Source organism: Halomonas sp. YLB-10 (assembly GCF_003856855.1).
Taxonomy (GTDB): domain Bacteria; phylum Pseudomonadota; class Gammaproteobacteria; order Pseudomonadales; family Halomonadaceae; genus Halomonas; species Halomonas litopenaei.
The window spans coordinates 82,305-102,921 of record NZ_RRCU01000003.1 but is presented as its reverse complement, the minus strand read 5'-3'; the positions used below and the strand labels follow the sequence as shown (position 1 = coordinate 102,921).

Sequence of the window (20,617 nt, the reverse complement as noted above, 5' to 3'; positions counted from 1 at the left end):
TCGCAGAAGACGCAGCCTCGACGGTGACAATAACCATCTGTCTACGCGCAGGGCTTCAGGGATATGCCATCGATATCACCCTGGGGCGGTAGCGTGTCACACGCTCAGGGGGACGATATGGATAAGGTGAATCAGGCACACCAGTGGACAAGGGTCGTGGACGAGTCGCAACGATCGCCCGGCTGGCTGGCGGGTGCCGTCTTCGCAGTGCTGCTTGCGCTGACCGTGAGTGGTTGTGCCTATGCCCCTGGCGGGCATATCGACTACGAGACCGAGGCGCCGGACATCGATCATCTGGTCGACATCCAGGCCATCACCCCGGCATTGGTGGCGAACTTCCGCCAGAACGTCACCGGCGATATCGCCAGCACCATGCCTTCCTACCTCAAGGCCCAGTTGACGGACTACGAGTACCGTGTCGGGCCGGGTGATGTGCTCAACATCACCGTCTATGACCACCCCGAGCTGACCATCCCGGGGGGCGCCGAGCGCAGCCCCGAAGAGACCGGCAAGACGGTACAGCCCGATGGTCGCATCTATTTCCCCTATGTCGGACGTTTCCGAGTGGCCGGGCGGACGGTGGACCAGATACGCCGAACCCTCACCGGCATGTTGTCGAACTACATCACCGAGCCCCAGGTGGACGTCAACGTCGCCGCCTACCATTCCAAGAAGATCTACGTCAGTGGAGCGGTTGCCACCCCCGGCGCCCAGCCGATCACCACGGTCCCGCTGACCCTGGTCGATGCGGTCAGCCAGGCCGGGGGGCCATCGGAGACGGCCAACTGGCACGAGGTGGTACTCAATCGTGATGGCACCAGGGAGGTGCTGTCGCTGTACGCGCTGATGCGCCATGGTGACCAGACCCAGAACCGCCTGCTGCGCGATGGCGACGTGGTGCATATCCCGACCCTGGAGTCCGAGAACGTCGCGGTGCTGGGGCAGGTCAGGAATCCCGGCAATCTGGTGCTGGGCAACGAACGTATCACCCTGACCACCGCCCTGGCGCGAGCCGGCGGCGTCATCGAGACCACCGCCGAACCGTCGGGGATCTTCGTGATTCGTCCCAAGCCGCCGGGCGATGCCAAGCTTGCCACCGTCTATCAGCTTGATATCAGCAACGCCACCTCGCTGACCATGGGCACCCACTTCCCGCTGCAGCCCCAGGACGTGGTCTACGTGACGGCGGCCCCGCTGGCACGCTGGAACAACGTGATCAGTCTGCTGCTGCCGTCGGCACTGCTGCCCGGCACCATCGCCGACACCACTACCCGCATCGGCGAGATCTGATCGGTGCGTTTTGCCAGTGCGCTGGTGCTGTGTCGAGCGAACCTGTGTCGTAGTCCGCTCGGTGCGGCGCTGCTGCAGAGGCGGCTGCCCGCCATGGAGATTCAGTCTGCCGGGCTTTCTGCGGTGCGCGAAGGTGAAGCCGCGCCCGCAGAGGTGCAAGCGCTGGCCAGGGAAGCCGGGCTCGAGTTGAGCGCCCACCGCGCTCGGGTGGCAACGCCCGAGATGATCGCCAATCACGATCTGGTGCTGGTGATGAGTGCGTCCCAGCGCCAGGCGGTCAGCGAACTTGCGCCCTTTGCCACCGGCAAGACCCTGCTGTTTGCCCACTGGCTCGACGGGATCGATATCCCCGACCCCTACCGCAAGAGCCTGGACGCACACCGTCAGGTATTCGTGATGCTTTCCGATGCCGCCGACGCCTGGCACCGAAGGCTCGCGCCATGACCTCGTATCGCCGCGCTCGAGGCCACCGACAGGACCTGCCGTCATGACCCAAATGTCACGCTTGCCTTCCGCTCCCGGCCGCGAGGATATCGACCTCGGGCGCATCCTGGGGCTATTGCTCCGGCACAAGTGGTGGATCCTCGCCGTCACCCTGCTGTTCGGAGCGGCAGGTTATGTGTCCGCCTTGCTCAAGCCACCCATCTACGAGGGCGACGCCCTGGTGCACGTGGAGCGTCGGGCCTCGGTCAGTCCGCTGGGGGACCTGGCCACGGTGATGGGAGAAGAGGAGAACACCTCGGCAGAGGTGCAGATACTGCGGTCTCGCATGGTGCTGGGGCGGGTGGTTGACCGCCTCGCCCTCGACACCCAGGTGTCGCCACGCCGTCTGCCGCTGGTCGGTGACTATCTGGTGCGTGAAGGGGTGACCCGAGAGGACCTGGCTGAGCTGGGCTGGATGACTGCTCCGCTTGGATGGCTCGAGCGGTTGATGCCCGAGGCATGGGATCTGAGCCATCTGGTGTGGGCAGGGGAGTCGCTGCAACTGGCGCGCCTCGAGGTCGCTGACTCCTATCGCGGCGCGGCCTTCCGCCTGGTGGCAGGCCGCGATGCCGGCTATCAGCTATTTGGTCCTGACGGTGATCTGTTGGGTGTCGGTCGTGTCGGCGATACCGCAAGATTCGACGGAGGCGATGTGGTGTTGAGCGTTCGCGAGATGACCGCAGCGCCAGGTGCAGAGTTCAGCCTGTCCAAGCGCCCCCAGGTGTCGGCCATCGATTCGCTGCTGGCTCGCTTGACGGTCACCGAGCAGGGCAGCGGCTCGAGCGCCAGCACCGGCATGTTGCGCCTGACCCTGACCGGCACCGACATCGATCGGGTGCGCGAGTCGCTGGATGTCCTGGCGGAAACCTTCCTGATGCAGAATGTCGAGCGGCAGTCGGCCCAGGCCGACCAGAGCCTGGCCTTTCTCGATGAGCAGGCGGTGGCATTGAAGGCCTCGCTGTCATCGGCGGAAGATCGGCTCAATGCCTATCGCGTCGAGGTGGATAGTATCGACCTGGACTCCGAGGCGGCCTCGGTGGTCGAGCAGTTGATCTCGGTGGAGGAACAGCTCAACACCCTGGATTTCCAGGAAGCCGAACTGGTCCAGAGGTTCACCCGCAATCACCCCACCTATCAGGCGTTGATGCGCCAGCGCGGCATCCTCAACCAGGAGAAGGCCCGACTGGAGGAGCGTGTCAGCGAGATGCCCGAGTCCCAGCAGGAAATCGTGCGCCTGACCCGGGACGTGGAGGTGACCCAGGCGATCTATGTCAATGTGCTTAATCGTGCGCAAGAGGTGGCGGTCGCCAAGGCCGGCACCATCGGCAATGTGCGGGTCATCGACGATGCGTACGTGGATGACGATCCGGTGGCACCCAACGCCGGCCTGATGATGGCCCTGGCCACCGTTATCGGTGCCTTTCTGGCGGTGGCGGTGGTACTGGTGCGTGGCATGCTCAATCGCGGCATCGAGAGCCCGGACCAGCTCGAGGACCTGGGGCTGCCGGTGTACGCCACGGTGCCGCTTTCCGAGTTTCAGCAGCGCCTGGTCAAGCGGGTCAAGTATCGCAGCGACCGGCGCAGTCAGCCGGTGATCAAGGGCCTGCTGGCCCTGACTCAACCGACCGACATGGCCATCGAGGCGTTGCGTGGCCTGCGCACCAGTCTGCACTTCGCGATGATGGAAGCGCCCAACAACTGCCTGATGATCACCGGCCCCAGCCCCGAGATCGGCAAGAGCTTCATCTCGCTGAATCTGGGCGTGATCTGTGCCCAGGCCGGTCAACGGGTGCTGGTCATCGACGCCGACATGCGCAAGGGACACCTGCACAGCGCCTTCGGCGCCAAGGCCGAAAGTGGCCTGTCGGACCTGTTGTCGGACAAGAGCGAGGTGGCCGAGGTCATCCGCCAGACCGAGGTGGAAGGCCTCGACTATCTGTCGCGAGGCGCATGCCCGCCCAATCCTTCGGAACTGCTGATGCGCGAGCGTTTCACCACGCTGATGGAGCAGTTCAGTCGCGACTACGATCTGGTGATCGTCGATACCCCGCCTGTGCTGGCGGTGACCGACGCCGCCATCGTCGGTAACCGGGTGGGCACCAGCCTGCTGGTGACGCGCTTCAAGCTCAACCCGGTCAAGGAGGTCAGGGTGGCGCTCAGGCGCCTGGAGACCTCCAACGTCAGGGTCAAGGGCTGCATCCTCAACGCCATGGACCCCAGCGCCAGGCATGGTTACGGCTATGGTCACTATGTCTATGCCTACCAGTAAGTACGGCAGCGGCGACAACCAGGGACGGTGAGATGCTGACTGATCTGCGCGAACTCTACGGCCTGCTGACTCACCACCAGCGCCGGCAACTGCTGCGGCTGCAGGTGCTGGTGGTGGCGATGGCGCTGTGCGAGCTGCTCAGCGTCGCCTCAATCGCGCCCTTCATGGCGGTAGTGGGCGATCTGGAGCGTCTTGGCGGGGACGGCGTGATGGGCGAGCTCTATCGGGCCAGCGGTGCCGACTCGCCGGAGCGCTTTCTTCTATGGCTTGGGCTGGGGGTGCTGGGCGCGTTGTCGGTCGCCGCGGTGGTGTCGATGGTGACGGTGTGGCGGCTGGCGGTCTACGGCGCCACCGTCGGGGCGGAGCTGGGTTCCCGACTGTTCGCCCACTACATGCACAAGGACTGGCTGTTCCACGCCGGAGGCAGCAGCAGCTATCTGACCAAGCAGATCGCTCAGGAGTGCCAGCGAGTCATGCTGGGCGTCATCGATCCGTTGATGCAGATGAATGCCAAGGTGGTGCTGGCGCTGTTCATGTCGCTGGCCATCCTGATCTACAACCCCGCGGTGGCGCTGTGCGCCATGGCGTTGTTCTCACTGGCCTACCTGCTGCTCTATCACACCGCCCGGCGTCGCCTGATGAGCAACGGCGAGGCGCTGTCGGCGGCCCAGGGCCAGCGCTTTCGGCTGATGGCCGAGGGATTCGGAGGGATCAAGGATCTGTTGCTGCTGGGGCGTCAGACCCAGCTGACCGAGCGTTTCGACCGGGCCAGTCGACGCTTTGCCCGGGCCCAGGGCACCAATCAGGCGCTCAAGCAGGCGCCGCGCTATGCGATGGAGGTGGTGGCCTTCGCCTCGGTGATCCTGCTGTTGTTCTACCTGCTCAAGACCCACCAGGGCGAGATGGCGTCGATGCTGCCGGTACTGGCGGTGTATGCCCTGGCGGGTTTCAAGCTGCTGCCGGCTTTTCAGCATATCTACGCCAGCGTCTCGAGCATCCGCGGGAACCTGCATGCGCTCGAGGAAATTCGCAATGACCTGCGGGCCAGCCATGCCCATGACCAGGCATGCGCCCTTGAGCATGGCGGTGACCCGGCCCAGGGCGGCTCAGCCTTCAAGGCCCGGCGCGAGATTCGCCTCGAGGGGGTCAGCTTTCGCTATCCCGGCGCACGCTCTCCCGCGGTGGACGACGTCAGCCTGGTGATACCGGCCAATAGCGTGATTGGCCTGGTCGGCGCCTCCGGTTCCGGCAAGTCCACCCTGATCGATCTATTGCTGGGACTGATGCAGCCACAGCGAGGGCGCATCAGCGTGGACGGAAAGGTCATCGATGAGGCCAATCGTCGCCAGTGGCAGGACGCGCTGGGTTTCGTCTCCCAACAGCTCTATCTATGCGATGGCAGCATTCGCGACAACGTGGCCTTCGGTCTGGCCCCCGAGTGCATCGACGACGACCGCGTCGAAAGGGCACTTCGGCTCGCCCATCTGGCCGAGTTCGTGGCCGAGCTGCCTCAGGGCATCGAGACCCTGGTCGGCGAGCGCGGTGTCCAGCTTTCCGGGGGACAGCGCCAGCGCATCGGGATCGCTCGGGCGCTCTATCACGAGGCCGAGGTGCTGGTGCTGGATGAGGCGACCAGTGCCCTGGACGGCATCACCGAGCGGCTGATCATGGACGCGATCCACGACTTCGCTGGTCGCAAGACCATCGTGCTGGTCGCCCATCGACTGACCACCGTCATGGCCTGCGAGTGCATCTACATGATGGAGCGTGGACGCCTGGTGGATCAGGGCAGCTACCGGGAGCTGATGTCGCGCAACGAGGTGTTCAAGCGAATGGCGCAGAGCGCCTGAGACGGGACTCCGGTGAAGGGCGCGAGCGAGGGCGCGGATGAAGGCATGGGTGAAGCGCTGGTGAAGCGACGGACGAAGCGCTGGCGAAGTGACGGACGGAGCGCTGGTAAAGCGAACGCGCATCGATAAAGGGAGGCGGGCACCGATGAAGAAGTGCTTCGTGATCGGCGGCGGTGGCCATGCGCGGGTGCTGCTGCATGGACTGCGCGGGCTTGGCTGGCAGGTGGCCGGCTACGTGGCACAGGAGCCCTCGTCGGCCATGCCGGTCCCCTGGCTGGGGCAGGACCGTTGTCGACTGGCGTCGCCGGAAGGCCTGCCAGGCGTCGCCTTCCTGGGGGTCGGCATGGTCACCAGCGCGCCCTGGCGGCGCTCGCTGATCGAGGCCTTTCTGGCGCAGGGATTCGACCTGCCGCCGTTGATCACGCACAACGCCATGGTGCATGACGACGTGAAGCTGGGAGACGGCAGCGTGATACTGGATGGTGCCGTGGTGGTCACCGGCAGTCGTCTGGGACGAGGCTGTCTGATCAACACCCGGGCGGTGGTCGACCACGACTGCGTGCTGGGCGACAACGTCCACGTCGCCTGCGGTGCCACGCTCAGTGGGGGTGTCAGGCTAGGGGCGGACGTGATGATCGGCACCGGAGCCAACCTGATCCAGGGGGTCGAAGTGTGTGCGGGGGCGGTGATCGGCGCCGGCGCCACCGTGGTAGGGGACGTAACGCGCCCTGGAGTGTATCTCGGGACGCCCGCGCGACGACGGCAATGAATGCGCCTGGCCGACACGCATCACCACAAGACGTCACAGCGAAAAGCGCCAGAAGGCGAAAAAATAATTAAAGCAGGTCTACGCAAAAAGCAGGTCTACGCAAACAGGGAAGGCGCTTCTGCCAAGAGGCGCAAGCAGGGGACACGAATGAGTCATTCTGAGGTTGTCGAGACCAGGAGGGTGGCATCGAGCCGCGCCGAGTCACCAGGCGTACAGGTGATCGCCGAAGCCGGCGTCAATCACAATGGGTGCCTGGATACCGCCATGGCGCTGGTGGACGCGGCACGTGAGTGCGGCGCCGATGCCGTCAAGTTTCAGTGGTTCAAGGCGGAGCAACTGGTGACCGCCGACGCCGCCCAGGCAAGCTACCAGCGAAAGGCCTGCCCGGAGGACGGCTCCCAGTACGCCATGCTCAAGCGCCTGGAGCTTGGCCTTGACGATTTTCGGCGATTGGCCCAGTACAGCCGTGACAGTGGCATCGAGTTCCTGGCCAGCCCCTTCGACGAGGACAGCGTCGAGTGGCTGGCGGCGCTGGACGTCGGTTGCTTCAAGGTGGCCTCCGGGGAGTTGACCAATCTGCCGCTGCTTACACGTATCGGCGCCCAAGGCAAACCGGTGCTGTTGTCCACGGGCATGAGTTTCCTGGGGGAAATCGAAGCCGCCTTGGCGACCCTTTCGGCGGCGGGGGCCGGCGACGTTACGGTACTGCACTGCGTCAGTGAATACCCGGCGCCGGTGGATCAGATCAACCTCGCCGCCATGGATACCCTGGCCCAGGCCTTCGGATGCCCGGTCGGCTACTCCGATCATAGCGATGGCATCGATATCGCGCTGGCGGCGGTGGCGCGTGGGGCCGTGGTCATCGAGAAACACCTGACCCTGGATACCACCATGGCGGGGCCGGACCATGCTGCCTCGCTGGATCCTCAGGCCTTCCTGGCGATGGTGACCGCCATTCGTCGTATCGAGCAGGCCCTCGGCGATGGGCGCAAGCGCCCGGCGCCCTGTGAGCAGCCCCAGCGGGAGCTGGTGCGTCGCAGCGTGGTAGCCGGGCGCGATATCGACGCCGGCGAAGTGCTGGCGCAAGGCGATTTGCTGCTCAAGCGGCCTGGCAGCGGTCTGCCGGCCGCCGCACTGCCTCAGTTGATCGGTCGGGTGGCCAGACGCCGTATCGGTCGTGACGCCCTGCTGGACTGGGCGGACCTGACATGATGGCCTGGGCATGAGGGGGACTGGCATGACTCCGAGAAAGATCTGGGTCCTGACCAGCTCTCGAGCGGACTATGGGCTGCTCTACTGGTTGCTTCGGGAAATCGACGAAGACCCTGCGCTGGAACTGATGCTGGTGGCCAGCGGATCGCACCTGTCCACCGAGTTCGGCTCCACGGTCAGCGAGATCGAGCGCGACGGCTTTCGTCTGCATCGACGCCTCGAGATCCTGCTGGCGTCGGACTCGCGCAACGCCATGACCAAGGCCATGGGGCTGGCGCTGTTGAGCGTCGGCGATGCCCTGGTCGAGGACCGGCCCGACCTGGTGGTCCTGCTGGGCGACCGTTTCGAAATCGTGCCGGTGGCGTTGGCGGCGGTCACCCACGGTATCACCCTGGCCCACCTCCACGGGGGCGAGACCAGTCGTGGCGCCCTGGACGAGTACTATCGTCATGCGGTGACCAAGCTGGCCAACCTGCACTTTCCCGCCACCGAGGTCTACCGTCGGCGGATTCTGCAGATGGGGGAAGACCCCGGCCGAGTGTTTGTCCACGGCGCGCCGGGCATCGATCACCTGTACCGCAGCCGCACGCCGACCAGGGCAGTGCTTGCAAGGGCCCTGGACATGCCACTGGACCGACCCACCGCGCTGGTCACCTATCACCCGGTGACCGCGGGTACGGGCGAGGACGTGGAAGCGCTGATCGCGGCCTTGTCGCGTTTCGAGGATCTGGACGTGCTGGTGTGCAAGGCCAACGCCGACTGTCATGGACGCAGCATCAATGCCCGGCTGGCGCGCTGGTGTGCCGAGCGCCCCGAGGCCAGGCGTCTGGTCGACAGTCTGGGACAGCGTCTCTATCACGGCTGTCTCGAGCACATGGATGTGCTGGTGGGCAATTCCTCCAGCGGTCTGATCGAGGCGCCATCCTTCCGTCGGCCGGTGGTCAATGTCGGCAAGCGTCAGGACGGCCGCCTCAAGGCGGCAAACGTGATCAATGTCGAGGCCTCGGAGGAGGCCATCGCCAAGGGCATCGAGACCGCCCTGAGCGAGACCTTCAAGCGTTCGCTGGGTGCTCTGAGCAATCCCTATGACCCCTTCGAGGATGGAGCCGCCTCCCGGCGAATCAAGAACACCTTGAAACGGGTCAAGCTGGATGCCGGCATCCGTGAGAAGTGGTTCTTCGACATCGACGAGGTGTCCCCTCTGGGCGGCACCTCTTCTCCGACCAAAGGCCTGATGGGCTGACCTTCGTCGCTTCGATAACGACCCTAACAACCTTCAGGAAATGAAGATGACACCAGTGTCCGAGGCGGCAATGTCGGTGACGGCGGTGATACCGGCGCGGGGCGGCAGCAAGTCGGTGCCGAGAAAGAACCTGAGGCCGCTCGGCGGACGCCCGCTGCTGGTCTGGTCGATCGAGGTGGCACGGCAGGTGAGGGCGATCGATCGGGTGATCGTGAGTACCGATGATGACGAGATTGCCCAGGTGGCCCGCCGGCATGGCGCCGAGGTGCACCGTCGGTCGGCGCATCTGGCCACCGACGAGGCGCTGGTGATCGACACCATCCGCGAACTGTTCGATGAGCTGAACCAGGGCGGCGAGGCTCCCGAGGTGATGGTGCTGCTGGAGCCCACCTGCCCCTTGCGCAGTGCCGAGGATGTGGCCGAGTGCCTGTCGCGTCTGGTGGTGCAGGGGCTGGACTCGGTGGCCACCTTCAAGGCTGCCGAGGTCAATCCCCATCGTACCTGGCGGCTGGATGCGCGGGGCCGGCCCACCGCCTTTATCGACGGCAGCGATCCCTGGCTGCCGCGACAGGCGCTACCCATGGCCTATCAGCTCAATGGTGCCGTCTATGCCTTCCGTCCCGATCGTCTTCCCCAGGATGGCAAGGCGTTGCTGTTCGGGCGCAGTGGCGCGGTGATCATGCCGGCGGAACGTTCGGTCGACATCGACCGCGAGCACGACTTCGTCATCGTCGAAAGCCTGTTGAGGAGAGCCCGTTGAGGATAGCCCGTTGTATAGCCCGTTGGAGAGTCCGTTGAGCCACCCTGTCGAAGCCTTAGTGACTCCCGCATCTGCCGATGTGCGCCCGGCGATCTTGATCACCGGGGCTACCGGTGGAGTCGGCATGGCCCTGTGCCGCCACCTGAACCGCCGCTTTCGGGTGATCGCTCTGGGGCGTGACGCCAACGCCCTGGCAGAACTGGCCGCAAGCCTTCCCGGTGTCGAGGTCCACTGCCTGGATCTCGCCGGTGGTGAGATCGCAAGTGATATCGCGTCACTGCTGGAGCAATGCGGCGACTTCGGCTATCTGATCAACAATGCCGGCTTCAATCGGCCTGCGCCAGTGGACGCCGACATCGAAGCCGTGCTTCGGCGCTCGCTCGAGGTCAACACCATCGCGCCGGCCATGCTCATGGCGGCGGTGCTGCCCGGCATGCGCCGTCGTGGCTTTGGGCGCATCGTCAATATCACCTCCGGCGCACCGCTCAACTGTTTCGCCGGGCATGCCGCCTACAGCGCCTCCAAGGCGGCGCTGAATGCGCTGACGGTGACCGCCGCCAGAGAGCATCAGGACGTGGATATCAAGATCAACCTGATGAGCCCCGGCCCGGTGCGCAGCAAGATGGCCCCCGAGGCACCGATGGCGCCAGAGGTCTGTCTACCGACCCTGGACCATCTACTGGAACTGCCGGCGGATGGCGCCAGCGGGCGCTTCTTCTGGCTGGGTCACGAGATACCGCTGACGCCGTCCCTCGATGGCATCGACTGGCTGGCGGGGACCGCGCCGGCAGGTTTTGCCCGGCTTTGGCCAGAGGCAGACGAGAGCAGCGGTCTCGACAGCAGTGGCGCGGACGTAAGCAGCAGTGACAGGGAGTGCCGATGAGGCGTATTGGCATGCTGGGCATGAGTCCCGGCAACGGTCACCCGTTTTCGTTTTCCGCCATCCTCAATGGCTACCACGATGAGGCCATGGCCGAGGCGGGCTGGCCGGTGATCCATGACTATCTGGCACGGCGACATCGCTCGGAATTCGGCGTCGGTGATCTGCGTGTCACCCACGCCTGGACCCAGGATCGAGACGTCACCGAGCGGCTATGTCGCGCCTGCCATATCGACGAGGCCGTGGCCGAGCCTGGTGACATGCTGGGGCAGGTGGATGCGGTCATCATCGCCCGTGACGATCCGGCGAGCCACCGCGAACTGGCGGCACCCTTTCTCGAGGCGGGCCTGGCGGTGTTCATCGACAAGCCGCTGACCCTGGATCCGCAGGATCTGGCCTATTTTTCCCCCTACCTGGCAGCAGGGCGCCTGATGTCATGTTCCGGCATGCGCTTTGCCAGCGAACTCGACGCCCTGCGTGCGGCGCCGGGGGCGCTGGGCAACTGGCGCCTGGCCAGGGGCGCCATCGTCAAAGACTGGGAGCGCTACGGGGTTCACCTGCTCGACGCCATCCTGCCGTTGACGGCGGCGACGCCGGTCTCCGTCAGAGCGCTTGGGGCAGGCCACCAGTCCTTCGCCATCACCATGAGTGACGGCAGCCTTTTGAGCATCGATGCGCTCGGCGAGGTGCCGCCGGTATTTCGCATCGAGGTGTTTGGAGATGCCGGCCAGACCAGTGCCGACATCCGCGACAACTTCGGCATGTTTCGTCGCACCCTGTGGGAGTTCTGGCGGATGCTCGAGCAGGGGCCGGATCGTCATCAATGCCAGACCACACTCGCGGTGATCAAGACGTTGATCGCCGGGCGCCTCGCGGCCGAGCGGGGACAGGAGGTACGTCTCGATGCGCTCTGACAATGAGGGTGCAGGCCTCGTACCCGCGCAGGCGTGCACTGTATCGGCGCTGTTCGATCTGAGCGGTCGGGTAGCACTGGTCACCGGGGCCCTGGGCATCCTGGGGCGGCACTTCTGTCGAGGACTCGCCGAATGCGGCGCCTCGCTGGTGGTCGCGGATCTCGACGCTGCCGAGGCCGAGCGCTTCGCCGCCGAGCTTCAGACCGACCACGGTCAGCCTTGCCTCGGACTTGGCTGTGACGTCAGCGACGAGGCCTCGGTCGAGGCCATGGTGGCGCATGCGGTCAAGACGCTGGGAGGCATCGACATCCTGCACAACAATGCGGCGACCAAGGCGCGAGACCTGGAGGCCTTCTTCGCCCCGGCCGAAGACTACACCCTGGCCCAGTGGCGTGACGTCATGGCGGTCAATCTCGACGGTGTCTTTCTGGTGTCGCGAGCGGTAGGCGGGCAGATGATCAAGCAGGGTCGAGGCGGCAGCATCATCCATACCGGTTCCATCTACGGCGAGATGGGCTGCGATCCGCGTATCTACGAGGGCTCGCAGTACCTGGGGGTGGCCATCAACACGCCTCCGGTCTACGCCGCCTCCAAGGCCGGGGTGTCTGGACTGGCGCGTTATCTCGCCACGCTCTGGGCAGGCCACGGTATCCGCGTCAATACCCTGGTACCGGGCGGCATCGAGAGTGGCCAGAATGCTGCCTTCGTCGAGCGCTATTCGGCCAGGGTGCCGCTGGGGCGCATGGGAGCGCCGACCGATCTGGTCGGCGCTCTGATCTTTCTGGCCTCGGATGCCTCCGGCTACGTGACGGGGCAGACGCTTCACGTGGATGGTGGCTTGAGCGCCTGGTAGCACGGCGTCGATGCACGCTGGCCGATGCACGGCATCCGATCAACGCAACCAGCTGAACGGCAGCGAAGGGATTGCCGGAGGTGTGGCAAGGCGGGCCCCATGGCCGCTGCAATATGCGCAGGGAAGGAGTTTCGCTCGATGTTGACCATCGTGATGTACCACTATGTCCGACCGCTGGCCGGGTCGCGCTATCCGCGCCTCAAGGCGTTGGAGCTTGCTGCCTTTCGCGCTCAGCTCGACCATCTCGAGCGGCACTATCGGCCGGTGACGATGGAACAGGTGATCGCCGTCTGGCGCGGCCAGCAGACATTGCCCGAGCAGGCGGTGCTGTTGAGCTTCGACGACGGCTATCGTGATCACCTCGAACATGTGCTGCCGGAACTCGAGCGACGCGGCCTTCAGGGTAGCTTCTTTCCCTGCACCGGTACCCTGCGCGACGGCCTGATCCTCGACGTCAACAAGATCCAGTTCGTGCTGGCCAGCGTCGCTTCCACCGTAGAGTTGCTGCCGGCCCTGGCCAGGGCACTGGACAAGCGTCGCGAGCGTCATGGCCTGGGGACCTACGAGGATATCCATCGCAGGGTCTATCATCGGCTGTCGCGCCAGGGACGCTTCGATGACCCCGATACCCTGTTCTTCAAGCGCCTGCTGCAGCGGGAGTTGCCCTTCGAGGTTCGCCATGACGTCATCGATGAGCTGTTTGCGCGCTTCGTCAGCACGGACCAGCGAGCCTTCGCCGAAATGCTCTATCTGAGCGATGCCGAGGTCCGCCAGCTGCACGAGGCCGGCATGCATATCGGCTGCCACGGGGATCAGCACTTCTGGTTCGACAGCCTGACGCCCGAACAACAGGGCAGGGACCTCGAGGTCAGTCTCGCTCATCTTCGAAACCTGGGGGTGCTCGGCGACGACTGGGTGATGTGCTATCCCTACGGTGGCGTCGACGAAGCGCTGCTGGGTCGTCTACGCCAGCTTGGCTGCGCCGCCGGGCTGACCGTGGCGTCGCGACAGGCCGACCCGGCCCGGGACGACCCCTTGCTGCTGCCGCGCCTGGACACCAATGATCTGCCCAGCCAGGCCGCTGCCTGCCCTGGCGACCCGGCGACCGTCCAGGTTTGATAGCTGACCACATCCTCGTCCACCTCCACGTCTTCCCCATTTGCGCCGAGCCTGGCGCGGCCCCGGCGGTTTGCCGCCAGCCTACCTACCATGCACAGGGATCTTGTCATGACAGCGTGCACGCAGAGCGCGACGACAGCGTCTGTCGCCGCCGGCGACGCCATGATGGCCATGTTGGCCGACCTCACTCCGCTGAATCGGGTGATCTGCTCGAGCGACTACGACGCCACGGTGGCCTACCTGTCCGAGCGCTGGCCGCTCCGGGAACATCGTTTCGAGGTCTCTGACGTCCACAATGGCTGGGTGATTCCGCCCAGGTGGGACGTGCTGGAGGCGGCCATCTACAAGGATGGCGAGTGTATCTATGATGGTCGCTGGCATCCCATGGCGGTGATGGCGCTGTCACTGCCGTTCCGAGGCACGGTCTCGCGAGAAGAACTCAAGTCCCACCTGCATTTTGATCACCGCTACGACGAGCGCATCCCGTTCCATTTTCGCCAGCTATTTACCAGCTGGCAGCGTGACTGGGGGTTCTGCGTGCCACGTCGTCTTGTCGAGCGTCTTGCGCCTGGTGACTACGAGGTGGTGATCGAGACCCGTGAGGCGCCGGGGTATCTGCGCTGCCTGGACTATCACCTGCCGGGTCAGCTCGAGCAGACCATCGTGCTGGGGGCGAACCTGGATCATCCTGGTGTCGCCAACGATGGTCTGTCCGGTGTGGCGGTGGGGCTCGCCGTGTTCGAGGCGCTTGCCGCGCGACCCAGGCGCTTCAGCTATCGACTGGTGCTGGCCCCCGGCATCATGGGCACCGAGTATTATCTTGGGCGGCTTCCCGCCGCCGAGCGCGCTCGACTGTTTGAAGGTGTGATGCTCGAGATGCTGGGCTCGCCCACCATACTCAATCTGCAGCGTTCACGAGGTGCCGGATCGAACATCGAGCAGGCGTTGTCGCGCGTGCTCAGCGAGGGCGGGCACGCCTACCGCGAGGGCGACTTCGAGAGCCTGCTGCTCAACGACGAGTACCTGTGGGAAGCCTACGGCATCCCCATGGCCTCGCTGTCGCGCTATCCCTATCCCGAGTATCACACCGACGCCGATAACCTTGGCTTGATGTCGCCGCAGCGCCTGCTCGAGGCGCGAGACGTGGTGCTCGCCGCCATCGACGATATCGAGTCCTCGCCGCTGATCAAGAAGCGCTTCGAGGGCAACGTCTGCCTGTCGCATCCCCGCCATGACCTCTATGTGGATCCTGGCCAGGTCGCCTTCGGTGACGTGCCGGACGAGTCACGCCGGCGCATGCGCCTGTTGATGGATTCCATCCCGACCCTGACGCGCCCGACCACCGTGCGCCAGCTGGCCAGGGAGGTCGGCCTCGAGGAGAGTGTGGTCCACGACTATCTCAAGCGCTGGCGCGATTGTGGTCTGGTGGAGCTGGTATGAATCGGGCGAGGGAGGAGGTGAGTGGCGAGCGCGCGTATCCGTCTGGGGGGGCAGTGCCGGCGACGAGCACGCAGACGTCGTTTGGCCGAAGCGTCTTTATCTGCTGCAAGCCGCTGCAGTTTCTGACCTGTGCCTCGATCGTTCGTCACTATCGAATCGAGCAGGCGCTGGTGCTGCTGGTGGCCGAAAGCATCGCCGAGTATGACGCCTTCTACGCCTTTGTCGAAGCAAGCCACCATCGCTCACTCTTTGACGAGATACGCCGCGTGCCGACCCAGGCCGCGGCACGCGAGGCGCTGGGCGCCTTGCACTACGACAGTCTGTTCATCGACAACGATCGCACCAGCAAATACCTGCTGCTGGCGCCGCTGAAGACAGGCTGTCTGTGCCTTTACGAGGAGGGGGTCAGCACCTACTTCAGCTCCTATCTCTACGAGATGCCTCTGTCCAGGCGGTTGAAGTGGAGCCTGGTGGCCCTGGTGCGCGGTTGCGGACTGCGTTTCGGAGGCGGTCGCAGGACCGACCTGGTGTTCGTTTCGCGGCCGCGGACCTACGCCCGATTGAATCCACGCCTGGCGCACAAGGCGCGCTATTGCCCGGGGCTCGTCGGCGAGCTGGAGCAAGGCTGGGAGGACTGGCAGGCACTGCTGTCGCCCTGGCTCGACCGGCTGACGTCGGCAACGCCGGCGCTGGTACTGGGTACCTGGGGGGGCGGCGATATCTCCGCCGAGAAGCTTGCCGAGCTCAAGCGACGTCATCCCCTGTTGCTGTTCAAGCCCCATCCCCACGACGGCTGCGCCTGGCTCGATGCTGATATCCAGGTGCTGGAGCAGCCGTGGATTCCCGCCGAGGTGTGGATTCGTCTACTGGCTAGCCGGGTCGACGAACTGGTGGTGTATCACTATTCCTCGTCTTCTGAACTCTACTGCCTGGATCTGCTCGACAGGGTGACCTTCGTCGACCTCAAGGGCGACGTTCATATCCGAAGAGTCTGCGATCTGGCCGTGGGCGATCCCGGTCACGACGACATCGACCATGTGGCGATTGCCTGAGAAGGACGCTGTCCGTCCAGCGCCTGGCCCCCGTGGTAGTCGAACGGCATGCCTGCACGTCAAATGAGTGAGCTTACCGCCGATGGTTCCCATCCCTTATGTCACTTCCGCCTGGGACGTGTACTCCGCCCTGGCGGTGTTCGTGCTCGGTCTGTGGCTTGCCAGAGCGGTGGGGCGAGCCTTCGGGCTGTCTTACATGCTGTGTCTGCCGCTCTATCTCTGGCACACGGCCTTCTGCGTGCTCTACGCCTGGTTCGTCAACGGCGACGGCGGAGATTCCTTGATGTACTACCGGGCGTCGTTGAACGACGGCGTCGAGTTCTCCTTTGGCACCGCCGGGGTGATCGTGTTCACCTCGCTGTTCACCCAGGGGCTGGGGCTGTCGTTTCTGGGGGCCTTTCTGGTGTTCAATCTGGCCGGCTATGTCGGGCTGCTGGCCTTCGCCGGCAGTCTGCATCAGGCCATTGCCGAGCGTGCCCTGGGTATTCGTCTGCTGGCGCTGGCCGTACTCTTTCTGCCCTCGATGCACTACTGGGGCTCCGCCATCGGCAAGGATGCGCTGTCGTTTCTGTCCATGGGGCTTTCGCTGTGGGCGGCGCTTGATCTCAGACGCCGTCACCTGCTGATGGTGGTGGCGGTCATGATCATGCTGGTGGTGCGACCGCACATGGCCGGTATACAGCTGATCGCCTTGGCGGCTGCCTTCTGTCTGCAGCCCGGCGTCGTGCTGTGGCAGCGGCTTTTGCTGGGGACTGCGGCGCTTGCCGGGGCGGCGATCATCGTACCCCTGGCGCTGGATTACGCCGGGGTCGGCAGCGGCTCCGATGCCGATCAGGTGATGAGTTACATCGAATTGCGGCAGAGCTACAACCAGACCGGCGGCGGTGCGGTGGACATCGCCTCCATGAGTCTGCCGATGCAGCTTTTCACCTATATGTTCAGGCCTCTGCCCATGGAAGCCAGCAGTGTGTTCCAGCTGGCGTCCTCGGTGGATAACGTCATCCTGCTGTATCTGATGGTGGTCGGTGGCATCGCCGCCATCACCGGGCGCAATGCGCCTCCCGCCAATCGACTGTTTCTGTGGTTTTACCTGCTGCTGGCCTGGACCATCCTGGCGATGACCACTGCCAATCTGGGCATCGCTGCGCGTCAGAAGTGGATGTTTACCCCGGTGCTTATCTATCTGTTGATGTCCGTCATGGGGCGCCCGCGCCAGACAGCCACCGACGCCGAATCGTCCGGGGGCTCTACGCCGTCTGTCGAAAGCACGCCAAATGGAGTGGCGAGATGATCAAGCGACTGTTGATGGTAGCGAGCTACCCCGAGTCCATCGTCGGGTTTCGCGGTGAGCTGATCAGGGAGATGGTCGCTCGCGGAATCGAGGTCCATGTCGCCGCGCCCGTGGGGGGCAGGGGCGCTACCGGTGACGCCGGCGGTGAGGGTGACGCCGATCGCTCGGCTGCTTCGTCGCGTCTTAAAGCCAGTCTCGAGGCCCTCGGCGCGACGCTGCACGATATCCCGCTTTCGCGCACCGGCATGAATCCGCTGGCCGATCTGAAGACCCTGGTGGCTCTGATGAAATTGATGCTGCGGGTACGCCCCGATGGGCTTTTTGCCTACACGATCAAGCCGGTGGTCTACGGGGCACTGGCTGCCTGGGTGTTGGGGGTGCGCCAGCGCACCCTGCTGGTCACCGGGCTGGGGTACGCCTTTACCGGCACCCAGGAGGGCGCCCAGGGTGGCAACAAGCGCCGCTTGATCAAGGCGCTGGTGCGGCGGTTGTACCGCGTTGCTCTGGGGCGGGCTCATATGGTGCTGTTCCAGAACCCGGATGATCGTCGCCTGTTCATCGAGGAGGGGATTCTCCTTGATACCACGGCGTCCCGGGTGATCAACGGTTCCGGAGTGGATCTGGCGCATTTTTCGCCGGTGGCTCCAGCGACAGAGCCGGTCAGCTTCCTGCTGATCGCTCGGTTGCTGGGTGACAAGGGGGTGCGCGAGTACGCCGAGGCGGCGACGCGTATCCGCCAGCGCCATCCCCAGGTGCGCTTTCGCCTGGCGGGTTGGCTGGACGACAACCCCGACAGCATCGCGGCGCACGAGCTTCAGACGTGGATCGATGACGGCGCCATCGAGTACCTCGGTCGACCCGATGATGTCCGTCCGGCCATCGCCGAATGCAGCGTCTATGTGCTGCCGTCCTATCGCGAGGGGACCCCGAGAACGGTGCTCGAGGCCATGGCCCTGGGGCGTGCGGTGGTGACCACCGACGCGCCGGGATGCCGCGAGACCGTCGCGCCGGGGGTCAACGGTTATCTGGTGGAGGTGAAAGACGTCGACGCCCTGTGCCTGGCGTTGCAACGCTATCTGCAAACGCCGGCGCTGATCGTCCAGCACGGCCAGGCCTCCCGCGCTCGCGCCGAGGAGCGCTACGACGTGCACCGCGTCAATCACAGCATCCTCGACGCCATGGGGGTCGAGACGGCGTCGTCCTGCCCGGCAGGGCTCGACCCCAGCGTGGTGAGATGATGATGGCCAAGCGTTGTCTGGATGTGCTGGTGGCCGCCTCGTTGCTGGTCCTGCTATTCCCCTTGATGCTCGGCATCTGGGGACTCGTCCGGCTGAGGCTTGGCAAGCCGGCCTTTTTCTTTCAGTGGCGCCCTGGGCTGCATGGCCGTCCCTACCGCTTGATCAAGTTCAGGACCCTCGCCCAGCGCTGTGACGAGCAGGGACGCACGCTGCCCGACGAGCAGCGCATGACGACGCTCGGGGGCTGGCTGCGGGCGTCCAGCCTGGACGAGCTGCCCGAGCTCTGGAACGTGCTGAAAGGCGAGATGAGTCTGGTCGGGCCACGCCCGCTGCTGATGGAGTACCTGCCGCTGTATGACCGGGACCAGGCACGTCGCCACGAGGTACGACCGGGGATTACGGGCTGGGCCCAGGTCAACGGCAGGAACGCGCTTTCCTGGCGCGAGCGCTTCCAGCTTGACGTCTGGTACGTGGACCACCACAGCCTGGCGCTCGATATCCGGATACTGGCCATGACGGTCGTCAAGGTGCTGCGCCGCGAGGGTATCAGTGGCCAAGGAAGCGTCACCATGAAGCCCTTTCGAGGCAATGAATGACGCCCCGGGATACCGACTCGGTGGCCGCGGTCTTGCCGCAACGGGGCTGGCTGACAGCGCTCAGACGTCATCGCTTGCTGTCCCAGGTGTTGCTGGTAGCCGGTGGCACGGCGGGGGCACAGGCGCTGAGTCTGGCCTTTGCGCCACTCATCACCCGTCTGTTCAGCCCTGACGCCTTCGGCCTGGCCGGTTCCTTCAGCGCCCTGGTCAGTGTCGTCGCGCCGCTGGCGGCCCTGACCTACCCGGTCGCCATGGTGTTGCCGCCGCGCGACGAAGACGCCCGGGGGCTGGCCCGACTCAGCATGGGGTTGGCGGTGCTGCTGGCGCTGGCCGCCGTGGCGGCGCTCACTGTGCTGCAACCACTGCTGGATCGGCATCTCGATCCGAGGCTTGCCGCCATGCTGATCTGGCTGCTGCCTGTGGCCATGCTGCTGGCGGCCATGCAACAGGTCATGCAGCAGTGGCTGATTCGGCGCCAGCGGTTCGGGGTGACGGCCAAGGTGGCGATGATCCATGCCCTGGTCCTCAACCTGGCCAAGGCGACCGGCGGAGTGCTGCATCCGGTCGGGGTGACGCTGGTGCTTGTCACCGCTGCCGCCAGTGGGCTTAACGCCTTGCTGCTGTGGTGGGCAGACCGGCGACTCGGTGATGGTCTGGTCGGCGGGGGCCGGGGCGCCCCATGGCGGGAACTGGCGCGTCGCCACCGTGACTTTCCCTTGTATCGCGCACCCCAGGTGACGCTCAACGCCTTGTCGCAGTCGTTGCCGGTGTTGTTGCTGGCGGGATTCTTCGGTACCGCAGCCGCTGGGCACTACAGCCTGGCGGCCTCGGTACTGGCCGCGCCCATGGTGCTGCTGGCGAAGTCGGTCAACGACGTCTTCTATCCCCATGTGGCCTCGGCGGTCAACCGCGGCGAGCCGATTACTGCGTCACTGGCGAAGACCACCCTGGTGATGGCGGCGGTGGGGCTCGTCCCCTTTGGTGCCATGGTGGTGCTGGGGCCCTGGCTGTTTGCTCTGCTGTTCGGTGACCCCTGGTGGCAGGCGGGCGAGTACGCACGCTGGATGGCGGTCTGGCTGTACTTTGCCTTTCTCAACAAGCCCAGTGTGGCCTCCATCGCCAGTCTGGGCCTGCAGCGTGGTTTTCTGATCTACGAGGTACTCAGCGTGCTCGGCCGTGTGGCCGCGCTGTATGTGGGGTTTCGGGTGTATCACAGCGATCTCGTTGCGGTGGTGGCCTTCTCTCTGGTCGGCGCCATGCTCAATCTGGCGCTGGTCGGTGTGACCCTGTTGCGGGCAAGACGGCGTGACCAGGGATTGATCAAGACGTGAGAGCGCTTCTGTGCAAGGGATTATCGT

18 protein-coding genes are annotated in these 20,617 nt (G+C 65.0%); all 18 read left to right on the top strand.

Annotation, left to right across the window (positions count from 1 at the left end; all coding sequences use genetic code 11):
- The first annotated feature begins 117 nt into the window (after window positions 1-117).
- The 18 genes from EBB56_RS07830 (at window position 118) to EBB56_RS07745 (ending at window position 20,590) form a co-directional block, all read left to right on the top strand.
- On the top strand, window positions 118-1,290 hold the full coding sequence (locus tag EBB56_RS07830; protein WP_052704453.1) for a polysaccharide export protein: 1,173 nt from the start codon (window positions 118-120) through the stop codon (window positions 1,288-1,290).
- Between the two features lie 3 nt (window positions 1,291-1,293).
- Window positions 1,294-1,734: a low molecular weight protein-tyrosine-phosphatase gene (locus tag EBB56_RS07825; RefSeq protein ID WP_045993980.1), complete on the top strand. Its 441-nt coding sequence runs from the start codon at window positions 1,294-1,296 to the stop codon at window positions 1,732-1,734.
- A 43-nt stretch (window positions 1,735-1,777) separates the two neighbouring features.
- Window positions 1,778-4,042 carry a polysaccharide biosynthesis tyrosine autokinase gene (locus EBB56_RS07820; RefSeq protein ID WP_124803738.1) on the top strand — a complete coding sequence of 755 codons (2,265 nt, stop codon included), beginning with the start codon at window positions 1,778-1,780 and terminating at the stop codon, window positions 4,040-4,042.
- Between the two features lie 32 nt (window positions 4,043-4,074).
- Window positions 4,075-5,892, top strand: coding sequence for an ABC transporter ATP-binding protein (locus EBB56_RS07815; RefSeq protein ID WP_045993982.1), 1,818 nt, complete (start codon window positions 4,075-4,077; stop codon window positions 5,890-5,892).
- A gap of 145 nt (window positions 5,893-6,037) precedes the next feature.
- Complete coding sequence (locus tag EBB56_RS07810) at window positions 6,038-6,661, top strand: NeuD/PglB/VioB family sugar acetyltransferase (protein WP_124803736.1); 624 nt, start codon at window positions 6,038-6,040, stop codon at window positions 6,659-6,661.
- A gap of 147 nt (window positions 6,662-6,808) precedes the next feature.
- Window positions 6,809-7,873, top strand: a complete 1,065-nt coding sequence (gene neuB / locus EBB56_RS07805; protein ID WP_108132863.1) for an N-acetylneuraminate synthase — start codon at window positions 6,809-6,811, stop codon at window positions 7,871-7,873.
- Between the two features lie 25 nt (window positions 7,874-7,898).
- Window positions 7,899-9,116 (top strand): UDP-N-acetylglucosamine 2-epimerase, encoded by a 1,218-nt coding sequence (gene neuC / locus EBB56_RS07800; RefSeq protein WP_124803734.1) that lies wholly within the window; start codon window positions 7,899-7,901, stop codon window positions 9,114-9,116.
- Window positions 9,117-9,162: 46 nt separating this feature from the next.
- Window positions 9,163-9,876 carry a cytidylyltransferase domain-containing protein gene (locus EBB56_RS07795; protein WP_221621157.1) on the top strand — a complete coding sequence of 238 codons (714 nt, stop codon included), beginning with the start codon at window positions 9,163-9,165 and terminating at the stop codon, window positions 9,874-9,876.
- A gap of 58 nt (window positions 9,877-9,934) precedes the next feature.
- Window positions 9,935-10,759 (top strand): SDR family oxidoreductase, encoded by an 825-nt coding sequence (locus EBB56_RS07790; RefSeq protein WP_124803732.1) that lies wholly within the window; start codon window positions 9,935-9,937, stop codon window positions 10,757-10,759.
- Window positions 10,756-11,670 (top strand): Gfo/Idh/MocA family oxidoreductase, encoded by a 915-nt coding sequence (locus EBB56_RS07785; protein WP_108449004.1) that lies wholly within the window; start codon window positions 10,756-10,758, stop codon window positions 11,668-11,670. The genes EBB56_RS07790 and EBB56_RS07785 overlap by 4 nt, the downstream gene beginning before the upstream one ends.
- The gene (locus tag EBB56_RS07780) at window positions 11,660-12,523 is read left to right on the top strand and encodes an SDR family oxidoreductase (protein WP_108449005.1); all 864 of its coding nucleotides are present in this window, start codon (window positions 11,660-11,662) and stop codon (window positions 12,521-12,523) included. Before EBB56_RS07785 ends, EBB56_RS07780 begins: the two co-directional genes overlap by 11 nt.
- A 138-nt stretch (window positions 12,524-12,661) precedes the next feature.
- Entirely contained in the window at window positions 12,662-13,642 is a 981-nt protein-coding gene (locus EBB56_RS07775) for a polysaccharide deacetylase family protein (protein ID WP_162816463.1), read from the top strand.
- 108 nt (window positions 13,643-13,750) lie between these two features.
- Window positions 13,751-15,082 (top strand): DUF4910 domain-containing protein, encoded by a 1,332-nt coding sequence (locus EBB56_RS07770; protein ID WP_162816464.1) that lies wholly within the window; start codon window positions 13,751-13,753, stop codon window positions 15,080-15,082.
- 53 nt (window positions 15,083-15,135) lie between these two features.
- A complete protein-coding gene (locus EBB56_RS07765) occupies window positions 15,136-16,134 on the top strand; it encodes a hypothetical protein (protein WP_124803730.1) in 999 nt (332 codons plus the stop codon).
- 82 nt (window positions 16,135-16,216) lie between these two features.
- Window positions 16,217-17,425 carry a hypothetical protein gene (locus EBB56_RS07760; protein ID WP_185696404.1) on the top strand — a complete coding sequence of 403 codons (1,209 nt, stop codon included), beginning with the start codon at window positions 16,217-16,219 and terminating at the stop codon, window positions 17,423-17,425.
- Entirely contained in the window at window positions 17,422-18,663 is a 1,242-nt protein-coding gene (locus EBB56_RS07755) for a glycosyltransferase family 4 protein (RefSeq protein WP_124803728.1), read from the top strand. Before EBB56_RS07760 ends, EBB56_RS07755 begins: the two co-directional genes overlap by 4 nt.
- Before the next feature lie 2 nt (window positions 18,664-18,665).
- A complete protein-coding gene (locus EBB56_RS07750; protein ID WP_045994001.1) occupies window positions 18,666-19,259 on the top strand; it encodes a sugar transferase in 594 nt (197 codons plus the stop codon).
- Window positions 19,256-20,590 (top strand): lipopolysaccharide biosynthesis protein, encoded by a 1,335-nt coding sequence (locus tag EBB56_RS07745; protein ID WP_124803726.1) that lies wholly within the window; start codon window positions 19,256-19,258, stop codon window positions 20,588-20,590. Before EBB56_RS07750 ends, EBB56_RS07745 begins: the two co-directional genes overlap by 4 nt.
- The last annotated feature ends 27 nt before the right edge of the window (window positions 20,591-20,617 follow it).